We start from the raw sequence: 12,475 nt of genomic DNA, 5'->3' as shown, positions 1-12,475 counted from the left end.
GCTCAGCCGGTGGTTCAGCCGACCGTCACATCGTAGAACAGCGGCCGACCGTAGAGGTCGTACTGCAGGCCCTCGACGCGGTCGCCGACAGCCGTGATCGCCGAGGGGCTGTAGAGCGGCACGATGGCCGTGTACTCGGCGTTCCACTGCTGCAGCTGCGTGTACAGCTCATTGCGCTGATCCTGGTCGCTGGTCGCCACGGCCTGCTCCAGCAGTGCGTCGATCTGCGGGTCGCTCACCTGCGACGCGTTCTGGAATCCGTCGGTGTGCAGGTGGCTACGCAGGAGATCAGGGTCGACGCCCGAGAAACCCCAGTCGGTGAGGTCGAAGGTCTTCGGCTCGTACTGCTCGTTGTACGCACCGGGCTCGAGCACCTCGCGCTCGACCTCGAAGCCGATCCCCTTGAGGTCGGACTGGATCGCGTTCGCGAGAGCGGCACGGTCATCCGGCACCGGGGTCCAGGCGATCCAGCGCACCGAGAGCCGCTCGCCGTCCTTCATGCGGATGCCGTCGGTGTCGCGTGCGGTCCACCCGGCCTCGTCGAGGAGCGTGTTCGCGGCGTCCTGGTCGAACGGCCAGCTGCCCTCGAGCGACGAGTCATAGCCCGGGGTCGTCGAACCGAGGATGCTCCATGCACGCGGGAACTGGCCGAAGTAGATCTCTTCCACCGCGGCGTCGATGTCGATGCCGCGGGCGAACGCCTGACGCACCTTCTCGTCGGCGAACACCCCGTACTTCTCGTTCAGGTAGAGCGAGTACGGCAGACCGGGGTACTCGATCGAGTCGACCGTGATGCCGTCGCCGAGGTCTTTCGCGAGGTTCGGCGGGATGTTGCTGGCGAGGTCGGCCTCACCGCTCGTCACCACGCCGGTGCGGACGGCGGCCTCCGGCTGGATCTCCACGCGGAGCGTCTCGAACTTCGGGGCCTTCGTATCGTGCGGACCCCACGCGTAGTCGTCGTTGCGGGTGTAGACGATCTCCTGATCCGGGGTGTACTCGGTGAGTTCGAACGGACCGGTGCCGACGGTGATGTCGGGCCCGCCCGCCTTCAGCTTGTCCGCCGAGGTCTCGAGGACGGCCGGCGAGTAGAAGCCCAGCTGCGGCGTGCTCGCGGCCTGCAGGAAGGGGGCGTACGGCTGCGTGAAGGTCACCGTCACCGTGTGCTCGTCGACGACTTCGGTGCCTTCGTAGAAGTCGGCGCCGAGCATGCTGGCCGCCTGCGCGGACGCGGTCTCGGGGTCGACGATGCGGTCGAAGTTCGCCTTGACCGCGGCGGCGTCGAACTTCTCACCGTCGGTGAAGGTCACGTCGTCGCGGAGGGTGAACGTGTACTCGGTGCTATCGTCCGAGACGGTCCAGTCCTTCGCGAGCCAGGGTGAGAAGGATCCGTCGTCCTCCTGGAACACGAGCGAGTCGAGCACCGCCCGCTGCACCATGCCGGAGACGTCGAGCTGACTCACCTGCGGATCCATGTGCCCGGCCGAGAGGTTCGCCCCTTCGATGGACCAGACGAGCTCTCCGCCGTCCCCGTCGGAACCGGGGGTGGCGCAGGCGCTCAGCACCAGAGCGGTGGTGGCGGCGAGCGCGGCAAAGGGCAGCAGGCGGCGCGCGGGGTGTGCGGGCATGACGATTCCTCAGAAAGAACGGGTCGGGGTGCTCCCATCCTACGGCGAATTGTTGGACTGGGTCGATATGCCAGGTCGGCCGCTCTCCGGGACGCTCGGTAGACTGATCGGCACACCCACACTCAGGCACGCTCACACAGTGCCGCATACATCGTTCGAGGAGACCTTCCATGCCTGCATCCGAATCGACGCAGAACCAGATTCCCGACAAGCCCGTTCTCGAAGGCCTCGAAGCGAAGTGGGACTCCACGTGGGCGGAGCAGGGCACGTATCTGTTCGACCGCCTGCGTGCGGCACAGGCCGGCCGTGAGGGCGTGTACTCGATCGACACCCCGCCGCCGACGGCCTCCGGCAGCCTGCACATCGGCCACGTGTTCTCGTACACCCACACCGACGTGAAGGCGCGATACGAGCGCATGCGCGGCAAGACCGTGTTCTACCCGATGGGCTGGGACGACAACGGCCTGCCCACCGAGCGCCGTGTGCAGAACTACTACGGCGTGCGCTGCGACCCGTCCCTCCCCTACACCCCGGACTTCGTCCCGCCGTTCGAGGGCGGCGACAACAAGTCGAGCCGTGCCGCCGACCAGCAGCCGATCAGCCGTCGCAACTTCATCGAGCTCTGCGAGCGCCTCACGATCGAGGATGAGAAGCAGTTCGAGGCGCTGTTCCGCCAGCTCGGGCTGAGCGTGGACTGGACGCAGACCTACCGCACGATCTCGGACGACACGATCCGTCAGAGCCAGCTCGCGTTCCTCCGCAACATCGAGCGCGGCGAGGCCTATCAGGCCCTGGCCCCGACCCTGTGGGACATCGACTTCCGCTCCGCGATCGCGCAGGCCGAGCTCGAGGACCGCGATCAGCAGGCGGCCTATCACACGATGGAGTTCCCCTTCGCCGACGGCTCGGGATCGATCGCCATCGACACCACCCGCCCGGAGCTGCTCCCCGCCTGCATCGCTCTCGTGACGCACCCGGAAGGGCCCCACAAGCACCTCATCGGCACCAAGGTGAGGACGCCGTTCTTCGGTGCGGAGATCGAGATCCACGGTCATCACCTCGCCCAGCCCGACAAGGGCACCGGCGCGGCGATGGTCTGCACCTTCGGTGACGTGACCGACATCGTGTGGTGGCGCGAGCTGCGGACCACCGAGGACCAGCCGCTGCCGAACATGACCACGATCGGCCTCGATGGCCGCTTCCTGCCCGAAGCACCCTCCTCTGTCGCGAACAGCGACGCGATCGCCTGGTACGCCGAGGAGCTCGCGGGCAAGACCGTCTTCAGCGCGCGCAAGGCGATCGTCGAGAAGCTGCAGGCGACCGGCGACATGACCGCGGTCGGCAAGCCCTTCAACCACGCCGTCAAGTTCTTCGAGAAGGGCGACCGTCCGCTCGAGATCGTCTCCACGCGTCAGTGGTACATCCGCAACGGCGCCCGTGACGGCGAGCTGCGCGACAAGCTCCTCGCACACGGTCAGGAGCTGGCCTGGCACCCGGAGTTCATGCGGGTGCGGTACGAGAACTGGGTCGGTGGCCTGACCGGCGACTGGCTGGTGTCCCGTCAGCGCTTCTTCGGCGTGCCGATCCCCCTCTGGTACGCCCTCGACGAGAACGGGGAGCGCGACTACGACCGCGTGCTCACCCCGGATGCGGCGACGCTCCCGATCGACCCGACGACCGATGTGCCGGCGGGGTACACCGAGGACCAGCGCGGTGTGCCGGGCGGGTTCGAGGCCGAAGCGGACATCCTCGACACCTGGGCGACCTCGTCGCTCACGCCGCAGCTGGCCGGGGGTTGGCAGCGCGACGAGGAGCTCTGGCAGCTCACTGCGCCGTTCGATCTCCGCCCGCAGGGACAGGACATCATCCGCACCTGGCTCTTCTCCACGATGCTGCGTTCCACGCTCGAGGATGACCGGACGCCGTGGCGCAACGCCGCGATCTCCGGCTTCATCGTCGACCCCGACCGCAAGAAGATGTCGAAGTCGAAGGGGAACGTCGTCACTCCCGCCGACGTGCTCGACGCCCACGGCTCGGACGCGGTGCGCTACTGGGCCGCATCGAGCCGCCTCGGCATGGACGCCGCCTTCGACCCGCAGAACCCCACGCAGGTGAAGATCGGCCGCCGTCTGGCGATCAAGGTGCTCAACGCCGCGAAGTTCGTGCTGTCGTTCCCCGTGCCGGAAGGTGCGCAGGTGACCCACGCACTGGATGCGTCGATGCTGACCGCGCTCGACGACGTGGTCATCGAAGCCACGAAGGCCTTCGACCGGTATGACGCCGCGCGGGCCCTGGAGCTCACGGAGGCGTTCTTCTGGACGTTCTGCGACGACTACCTCGAGCTCGTCAAGGAGCGTGCCTACGACCAGACCGACGTGGGGCAGGCATCCGCGGCACTCTCGCTGCGGCTGGCGCTCTCGACGCTCCTCCGTCTGCTCGCCCCGGTGCTCTCGTTCGCGACCGAGGAGTCCTGGTCGTGGTTCGAGGAGGGCTCGGTGCACACGGCCGCGTGGCCCACGCCCCTCGGCATCGACGGCGATCCGGCGGTCCTCGCCGCCGCGAGCGAGGCGCTGATCGGCATCCGTCGTGCGAAGACCGAAGCCAAGGCGTCGCAGAAGACCCCGGTGTCCCGCGCCGCGATCTCCGCGCCTTCCGTGAAGCTCGACGCGCTCCGTGCAGCGGCGGATGATCTGCGTGCGGTCGGCCGCATCGCCGAGCTCGAGTTCAGTGAATCGGAGGAGTTCGCGGTCACGGCGATCGAGCTCGCCCCGGTCGAGGCATCCTGATGCAGCTCGGTACGCGCTGGGCCGCAGGGTCGGAGGCTCCGGCCTCGGTGCCCGCCTCCCTCCGGGCCGCCATCGCGGAGGTGGAGTCGAAAGGCTTCACGGGCCACTGGACGCTGACGTGGCTCGAGGGCCGCGCGATCGCAGAGCTCGATGCCGGCTGGGAGGTCTTCCAGGACCGCTCCGGCGAGATCATCGCGCGCCCCTTCGAGGACTGACGCGAGACCCCCGTGCAGCGCCGAGACCCCCCTGCTGACCGCGTAGGCAGCAGGGGGTCTCGGCATTCAGCGGGGGCGTCGGCGCGTGTCCGGACGAGTCAGCGGCGGGGAGCCCCCAGCTGCGCGAGCAGGTGGTCCACCGCGCGGGGATCGTGTCGGCGCGCCTGCTGTTCGCGAAGGAGGTCGAGCGCGAGCACGCGCTTCTGCGCACGTCGGGCAATCCGGTGCTCGACGTAGGCCGTGAGGCGGTCGGCCAGCTTCAGCAGCCCCCGCTCGGTCTGCGTCGGCGCCGTCAGGTGAAGTGTCGCACTGGTCATGATTCCTCCACAGCATCGTCGGTCGAGCCCTGCACCGCGGTCGACGGCGTCGGCAGGTCGAAGAGTTCCGCGCGGAGCGATACCCGCCGCACGTCGGGTCCGGTCTGACCTCGGTAGCGCTCGATGGCACTCTCGACGACCGCCTCGAGCTCCTGCCGGAGGGACATCGCCTGGTCGGGAGTCATGTCGAGGTGGGTCGTGATCGTGATTCCCACCTCGCTCCAGGCCTCGGGCACCTCCGACTGCGGGCGGTTCAGGTACGACATCAACGTCTCATGACGCAGGCGGAAGAACTCCGAGGTCACGATCTGTGCCGCCGCGCGATTGGCCGGCGACGTCATGTCATCGGGCCCGGGCACGTCGATGCGCCCCTTGGGCCGCTCCCACCAACGCTCTCGTGCGGTGCCGCGCCCCTCGACCTCGCGGATCAGGTCATGGGCGGCGAGAGCGCGGAGGTGATAGCTCGTGGATCCGGAGGTCTCTCCCACGAGGGCCGCGAGTGAGCTGGCGGTCTGCGGGCCGCGTGAGGCGAGCAGGTCGAAGATCTTCACTCGGAGCGGATGCGCCAGAGCCTTCAGTGCACCGGCGTCGAGGGTGCGTACCTGCGTCTCGTTCGTCATGCATGCAAAGATACTCTTGCAAAGATTTCTTTGCAAGTACTTCTTTGCAAGGTTTCCTTTGCACTCCCGTCTAGGCTACGGCAGCACGGGCCGCGACGAACGCCGCGACACATCTCTCCACCTGCTCCGGCGTGTGCGCCGCCGAGAGCTGCACCCGTATCCGCGCCAGGTCGCGGGGGACGACCGGGAAGCTGAAGGCGGTGACGTAGACCCCCCGCTCCTGCATCTCGCGAGCGATCCGTGCTGTCTTCGCGGCGTCCCCGAACATCACCGGGACGATCGGATGCTCACCGGGAAGCAGGTCGAATCCCTCGGCTTCCATCCGCTCGCGGAAGAGCGCCGCGTTGCTGCGCAGACGCGACCGGAGGTCTGCCGAGCCCTCCACGAGATCGAGTGCGGTCAGGGTCCCGGCGACGATCGCGGGCGCGAGCGTGTTCGAGAACAGGTACGGGCGCGAACGCTGACGCAGCAGCGCGACGATCTCCGCATGCGATGCGACGTAGCCGCCGGATGCTCCGCCCAGGGCCTTCCCGAATGTTCCGGTGTAGATGTCGACGCGGTCGGCGACCCCGCACAGCTCCGGCGTCCCCCGCCCGTTCTCGCCCACGAACCCGACGGCATGGGAGTCGTCCACGAACACCAGGGCGTCGTAGCGCTCGGCCAGGTCGCAGATCGCAGCGAGGGGTGCGATGTAGCCGTCCATCGAGAAGACCCCGTCGGTCACGATGACCCTGTGCCGCGCATCCGACGCCGCCCGCAGCTGCTCCTCGAGGTCGGCCAGGTCACGGTTGCGGTAGCGGAGCCTGCGCGCCTTCGAGAGCCGGATGCCGTCGATGATCGACGCGTGGTTGAGCTCGTCCGAGATGATGGCGTCCTCCGCGGAGAAGAGCGTCTCGAACACTCCCCCGTTCGCATCGAAGCACGACGAGTAGAGGATCGCTTCGTCCGTCCCGAGGAAGTCGGCGAGACGGCGTTCGAGCACGAGATGCTGCTCCTGCGTACCGCAGATGAAGCGGACGCTCGCGAGCCCGTAGCCCCACTCCTGCAGTGCCCCGGTCGCCGCAGCCAGGATGCGCGGGTCATCCGCGAGGCCGAGGTAGTTGTTCGCGCAGAAGTTCAGCACCTCCGCGCCGTCCGCCGTGATCTCGGCACTCTGGGGGCCGCGAATGCCACGCTCATGCTTGGTGAGCCCGGCCTCCTCGATGGCCGCCAGCTCTCCCGCCACGTGGTCCTTGAAGGTTCCGTACATCACAACTCCGTCCAGTCGAGGATGATCTTGCCTGTTCCCGCTGACTCCGCCGCAGCGAAGCCCCGTCGCCAGTCGCGCACCGGGACGACGTCGGCGATCACACGTCCGATGGCATCGCGCAGGGTCGCGCTCGTCTGGAGCATCGCTCCCATCGCGTTCCAGGTCTCGAACATCTCGCGACCGTAGATCCCCTTGATCGTGAGCATGTGGGTGACCAGCTTGCCCCAGTCGATCTCGAAGCCACTGCTCGGCAGACCGAGCATGGCGATGCGCCCGCCGTGGTTCATGTTGTCGATCAGAGCCGGGAGCGCCGATGCCGCGCCGCTCATCTCGAATCCGATGTCGAAGCCCTCCCGCATGCCGAGGGCCTGCTGCGCGTCGCGGACGTCCCGCACCGAGACGTCGACGACCTCGTCGGCACCCATCCGGCGAGCCATCTCCAGCCGCGGGGCGCTCACATCGGTCGCCGCGATGAAACGGGCTCCGGCGTGCCGGGCGACGGCGATCGCCATGAGTCCGATCGGGCCGCAGCCCGTCACCAGAACGTCTTCGCCGACGAGCGGGAAGGTCAGCGCCGTGTGGACGGCGTTCCCCAGCGGATCGAAGATCGCTCCGAGCTCCGGTGTCACATCGGCGTGATGCACCCAGACGTTCGCGGCGGGCAGCGCGAGGAACTCCGCGAAGGCGCCGTCCCGCTGCAGCCCGAGGCCGATCGTGCGGATGCACATCTGACGACGACCTGCTCGACAGTTGCGGCACGTGCCGCACACGATGTGCCCTTCTCCCGAGACGCGGTCCCCGACTGCGATGTCGTGCACCGAGGGTCCCACCTCGACGACCTCGCCGTAGAACTCATGGCCGGGGATCAGCGGGGCGGCGATCGCCGAGGCCGCCCAGTCGTCCCAGCGGAGGATGTGCAGGTCGGTGCCGCAGATCCCGGTGCGCAGGACCCGGATCACGACCTCATCGGGGCCGGCGGTCGGGTCCGGACGCTCGACGAGCTCCAGCCCGGCACCCGGTGCGTCCTTGAACAGTGCCTTCATGCTTCCGATCCCACCGCATCCGACCATGTAGAACAATCGCCATCGTCTGCAGTGATCATTTAGCGAATGCTAATGTTTTGCGGATGGAGCTCCATCAGTTGCAGATCCTGCGCGAACTCGGCGCGCTCGGAAGCGTCACGGCCGTGGCCGACGCCCTCCGGGTCACCCCCTCCGCGGTCTCGCAGCAGCTCACGGCACTCCAGAGAGGCTTCCCCACACCCCTCACCAAGAAGCAGGGACGGACCCTCTCCCTCACGCCTGCGGGCGCGGTCCTCGCGGCGGCGGCGACCGAGGCGATCGATGCCATGGCCGCAGCCCGGCATGCCGTGGAGGAATTCGAGGACTCCCCGACCGGGGTCGTCAGCGTCAGCGGATTCCACAGCGTGGGGCAGGCCCTGTTCGGACCGTTGTTGCGCGAGTTCACGGGCGACGCGTCCGCACCGAGCGTGCAGGTGACCGACGAGGATGTCGCACAGAGCGAGTTCCCCGCATTGACAGCGCGCTACGATCTCGTCCTGGCGCATCGCATGGAGCATTCGGCACCCTGGCCGACAGCGGGGATGCGGAGTCTGACGCTCGTACGCGAGCCCCTCGACGTCGCCCTGTCGAAGTCGCACCCGCTCTCCACCCGGTCGACCCTCATACCGGCCGATGTCGCTGGGGAACGGTGGGTCACCAGCCGCATCGGCTACTCCCCCGACGACGTGCTCCGCGCCGTGTCCGCCGTCGCCAGCCGGCCCGTCGAGATCCATCACCGCATCAACGACTACGGTGCCGTCTCCGCCGTCGTCGCCGCCGACGGGGTGCTCGGGATGCTGCCGCGATACACGTCGCGCAGCGTCGACGACCGGGACATCGTGCGCATCCCGCTCGAAGGGGTGAGCACCCATCGGATGATCGACGTGCTCGCACGTCCGGAGAACCTGCGTCGACGCTCGGTCCGCACGGTCGTGGAAGCACTGCGGCGGGTGATGACGCGCCTGAGCGAAGACGGTTCCTGAGCCTGCGCAGGTCGATGGATAGGCTCGGAGGATGACCGACGCCACGAACCCGTTGCTGCAGCCGTCGCCCCTCCCGTACGGCCTCCCCGACTACCCGGCGATCCGGCCCGAGCACTATCTCCCGGCGTTCCAGGCGGGGTTCGACGAGCAGCTCCGCGAGATCCAGCGCATCACGATGGTCCGGTCGATGCCGACGTTCGAGAACACCGTGGAGGCTCTGGAGCGCTCCGGCGAGTTGCTCGACCGCGTCGCACACGTCTTCTACACCGTGAGCTCAGCAGACGCGACGCCGGAGATCCAGGAGATCGACGAGCAGCTCGCGCCGCTCATGGCCGCACACCAGGACGCGATCACGCTCGACGGCGCCCTGTACTGGCGGATACGGCAGGTGTACGAGCAGCGCGATGCTCTGGACCTCGACGCCGAGCAGCGGTATCTGGTGGAACGTCATCACCGGGAGATGACGCACGCGGGCGCGGGCCTGGACGACGAGGCCAAGACGCGGCTGACCGCGCTGAACCAGCGGCTGTCCACTTTGACCAACACCTTCGAGCGCAACCTGCTCAACGACACGAACGACCTCGCCATCGTCTTCGACTCCGCGGCCGAGCTGGAGGGTCTGAGCAGCGGTGAGCTCTCAGCGGCCACACGTGCGGCGGCCGACCGCGGGCTGGAGGGGAAGTTCCTCATCACGCTTCCGCTCTTCACCGGGCACCCGGCGCTGGCCCAGCTGCGCGTGCGGGAGTCTCGACGTCGCATCATGGCGGCATCGCTCGCACGCGCTTCCCGAGGAAACGCGAACGACAACCGTGCCGTGCTGACCGAGATCGTGCGGCTGCGCGCGGAGCGAGCGGTTCTGCTGGGGTACGAGTCGCATGCCGCCTACGTCACCGCCGACGAGACGGCCGGTACTCCGGACGCTGTCGAGCAGATGCTGCGTCGTCTCGCCGGCGCCGCAGCGCGGAATGCGCGCGAAGAGCGGGCGGCGCTCCAGGCGATCGTCGACGAGACCGAGCCTGCGCCGTTCGACGTCGAAGCCCACGACTGGGCGTTCTACACCGAGCGGGTCCGCACCGCGCGCTACGACATCGACTCCCGCGCCCTGCGCCCCTGGTTCGAAGCGGAGCGTGTCCTGCAGGACGGTGTCTTCTATGCGGCGACGCGGCTGTACGGCGTCACCTTCGCCGAGCGTGAGGATCTCATCGCCTACCACCCGGGTGCGCGGGTCTTCGAGGTGCGCAACGCCGACGGCTCACCTGTCGGCCTCTACGTGCTCGACCTCTACACGCGTGACTCGAAGCGCGGCGGCGCCTGGATGAACGCGATCGTGAGTCAGTCGCGACTGCGCGGCACGGCTCCCGTCGTCGTCAACAACCTGAACGTGCCGCTGCCGGGCGACGGGGAGCCGACCCTGTTGACGCTCGACGAGGTGACGACGCTGTTCCACGAGTTCGGGCATGCCCTGCACGGACTCTTCGCGCGCGTGACGTACCCGCACTTCGCGGGGACGAACGTGTTCCGCGACTTCGTCGAGTTCCCGAGCCAGGTGAACGAGATGTGGATCCTGTGGCCGGAGGTCCTCGACAACTACGCGCGTCATCATGAGACCGGCGCCCCTCTGGATCCCGCGATCGTGGAGCGTCTGCGCGCCACCGAGACGTTCGACCAGGGGCACGCGACGAGCGAGTACCTGGCTGCTGCCTGGCTCGACCAAGCCTGGCACCGGCTCGGCACCGACGCGAAGGTCATCGACGTCGCCGCGTTCGAGGCTGCCGCGTTGGCCGACATCGGCCTCGATGACCCCGCGGTGCCGACGCGCTACTCCTCCACCTACTTCGCCCACGTGTTCTCCGGCGGATACAGCGCGGGCTACTACTCGTACATCTGGAGCGAGGTGCTCGACGCCGATACCGTCGAGTGGTTCCGCGACAACGGCGGTCTCACTCGTGGCAACGGCGACCGGTTCCGCGAGCGGCTGCTCGGTGTCGGGGGCTCGAAAGATCCTCTCGCCGCCTACCGTGACTTCCGTGGACGCGACGCCGAGATCGCACCGCTCCTGAAACGGCGGGGACTCAGCGACGGAATCGTGGGACGCTGACCGCTTTCGTGCCTATCGCGACGATCCCCGCGCCATGCCGATACTCCTCGACGAGGATGGCATCATCGGTCCTCGACGATGGTCTCGCTCGACGGCGTCGTCCAGGGCGCCGGGCGTCCGGTCACGCGCTCTTGCGCTTGCGCTCCATCACGATGGTCGGCGGCGCGCCCTCTTCGACGGCCGCCCGAGTCACGATGACCTTGGCGACGTCTTCCGCCGACGGGATCTCGAACATGATGGGTCCGAGGACATCCTCGAGGATCGCGCGGAGGCCACGCGCGCCGGTCTTGCGCTCCACGGCGAGGTCGGCGATCGATCGCAGTGCGTCCTCTTCGAACTCGAGCTGCACACCGTCGATCTCGAACATGCGCTGGTACTGCTTCACCAGCGCATTGCGAGGCCCCGTGAGGATGTCGATCAGGGCGTCCTGGTCGAGGGGCGAGACGTTCGTGACGACGGGGAGACGCCCGATGAACTCGGGGATCAGGCCGAACTTGTGCAGGTCTTCCGGGAGCACTTCGCTGAAAAGATCGAGGTCCTTGCCCTTGTCATGCAACGGGGCGCCGAAGCCGATGCCGTGCTTGCCGACCCGCGCCGACACGATGTCTTCCAGGCCGGCGAAGGCTCCCGCGACGATGAACAGGACGTTCGACGTGTCGATCTGCAGGAACTCCTGATGCGGATGCTTGCGTCCGCCCTGCGGGGGCACCGAGGCCACCGTGCCCTCGATGATCTTGAGCAGTGCCTGCTGCACACCCTCGCCCGAGACATCACGCGTGATCGACGGGTTCTCCGCCTTGCGGGCGATCTTGTCGACCTCGTCGATGTAGATGATGCCCTGTTCGGCGCGCTTGACGTCGTAGTCCGCGGCCTGGATGAGCTTGAGCAGGATGTTCTCGACGTCTTCACCGACGTAGCCGGCCTCGGTCAGCGCCGTGGCATCCGCGACGGCGAAGGGAACGTTGAGGCGCTTGGCGAGCGTCTGCGCGAGATAGGTCTTCCCGCAGCCCGTCGGGCCGATGAGGAGGATGTTGCTCTTCGCGATCTCGACCTCTTCGGCGCGCTGCTCCGCCGTCTGAAGTGTGCCGTGCGCGCGGACGCGCTTGTAGTGGTTGTAGACCGCGACCGAGAGAGCGCGCTTCGCAGGCTCCTGGCCGACGACGTACTCCTCGAGGAAGGAGAAGATCTCACGAGGCTTGGGCAACTCGAATTCCGCTGCCCCGTCGGCGGACGACTCCGCCATCCGCTCCTCGATGATCTCGTTGCACAGCTCGACGCACTCGTCGCAGATGTACACGCCGGGGCCGGCGATGAGCTGCTGGACCTGCTTCTGACTCTTTCCGCAGAAAGAGCATTTGAACAGGTCAGCGCTTTCACCGATGCGTGCCATGCGCGTCCTCCTATGGGGGGATCAGAGATCGTCCTTCGAGCCTAACCGCTGCATGTGACACAGGGCCGCATTGGCGCGGACACGTCGGAAGCCGGACGACGTTGCGGCGTCTCGACCGGTGCGCACCGGTC

Annotated in this window: 10 protein-coding genes; 4 read left to right on the top strand and 6 right to left on the bottom strand. The window is 67.7% G+C overall.

Annotation, left to right across the window (positions count from 1 at the left end; genetic code table 11):
• Positions 1–14: 14 nt before the first annotated feature.
• Entirely contained in the window at positions 15–1,625 is a 1,611-nt protein-coding gene (locus ACLF6J_RS00855; protein WP_134351453.1) for an ABC transporter substrate-binding protein, read from the bottom strand.
• Between the two features lie 170 nt (positions 1,626–1,795).
• Between ACLF6J_RS00855 and valS the strand changes: the two genes are divergently transcribed.
• Complete coding sequence (gene valS / locus ACLF6J_RS00850) at positions 1,796–4,411, top strand: valine--tRNA ligase (protein WP_134351455.1); 2,616 nt, start codon at positions 1,796–1,798, stop codon at positions 4,409–4,411.
• Positions 4,411–4,626 carry a hypothetical protein gene (locus ACLF6J_RS00845; protein WP_134351457.1) on the top strand — a complete coding sequence of 72 codons (216 nt, stop codon included), beginning with the start codon at positions 4,411–4,413 and terminating at the stop codon, positions 4,624–4,626. Before valS ends, ACLF6J_RS00845 begins: the two co-directional genes overlap by 1 nt.
• 98 nt (positions 4,627–4,724) lie before the next feature.
• Here the strand turns inward: ACLF6J_RS00845 and ACLF6J_RS00840 are convergent, their stop codons facing one another.
• From ACLF6J_RS00840 to tdh, 4 genes are all read right to left on the bottom strand, one after another.
• Entirely contained in the window at positions 4,725–4,943 is a 219-nt protein-coding gene (locus ACLF6J_RS00840) for a hypothetical protein (RefSeq protein WP_047524010.1), read from the bottom strand.
• Positions 4,940–5,563 (bottom strand): ArsR/SmtB family transcription factor, encoded by a 624-nt coding sequence (locus ACLF6J_RS00835; protein ID WP_134351459.1) that lies wholly within the window; start codon positions 5,561–5,563, stop codon positions 4,940–4,942. Before ACLF6J_RS00835 ends, ACLF6J_RS00840 begins: the two co-directional genes overlap by 4 nt.
• Before the next feature lie 70 nt (positions 5,564–5,633).
• A complete protein-coding gene (locus tag ACLF6J_RS00830; protein WP_134351461.1) occupies positions 5,634–6,812 on the bottom strand; it encodes a glycine C-acetyltransferase in 1,179 nt (392 codons plus the stop codon).
• The gene (tdh, locus tag ACLF6J_RS00825; RefSeq protein WP_134351463.1) at positions 6,812–7,855 is read right to left on the bottom strand and encodes an L-threonine 3-dehydrogenase; all 1,044 of its coding nucleotides are present in this window, start codon (positions 7,853–7,855) and stop codon (positions 6,812–6,814) included. The genes ACLF6J_RS00830 and tdh overlap by 1 nt, the downstream gene beginning before the upstream one ends.
• A gap of 83 nt (positions 7,856–7,938) precedes the next feature.
• Here tdh and ACLF6J_RS00820 point away from each other — a divergent pair, with 83 nt between their 5' ends.
• Both ACLF6J_RS00820 and ACLF6J_RS00815 read left to right on the top strand, forming a co-directional pair.
• Positions 7,939–8,856 carry a LysR family transcriptional regulator gene (locus ACLF6J_RS00820; protein WP_134351465.1) on the top strand — a complete coding sequence of 306 codons (918 nt, stop codon included), beginning with the start codon at positions 7,939–7,941 and terminating at the stop codon, positions 8,854–8,856.
• Positions 8,857–8,887: 31 nt separating this feature from the next.
• Positions 8,888–10,954 carry a M3 family metallopeptidase gene (locus ACLF6J_RS00815; protein WP_134351467.1) on the top strand — a complete coding sequence of 689 codons (2,067 nt, stop codon included), beginning with the start codon at positions 8,888–8,890 and terminating at the stop codon, positions 10,952–10,954.
• 121 nt (positions 10,955–11,075) lie between these two features.
• On the opposite strand, the gene clpX is transcribed toward ACLF6J_RS00815, so the two are convergent.
• Positions 11,076–12,344, bottom strand: a complete 1,269-nt coding sequence (clpX, locus tag ACLF6J_RS00810; protein ID WP_047524015.1) for an ATP-dependent Clp protease ATP-binding subunit ClpX — start codon at positions 12,342–12,344, stop codon at positions 11,076–11,078.
• Positions 12,345–12,475: the final 131 nt, after the last annotated feature.

It is taken from the genome of Microbacterium sp. IO18, from assembly GCF_049099505.1.
GTDB classification, from domain to species: domain Bacteria; phylum Actinomycetota; class Actinomycetes; order Actinomycetales; family Microbacteriaceae; genus Microbacterium; species Microbacterium aurugineum.
This window is presented reverse-complemented; position numbering and strand designations above follow the sequence as displayed.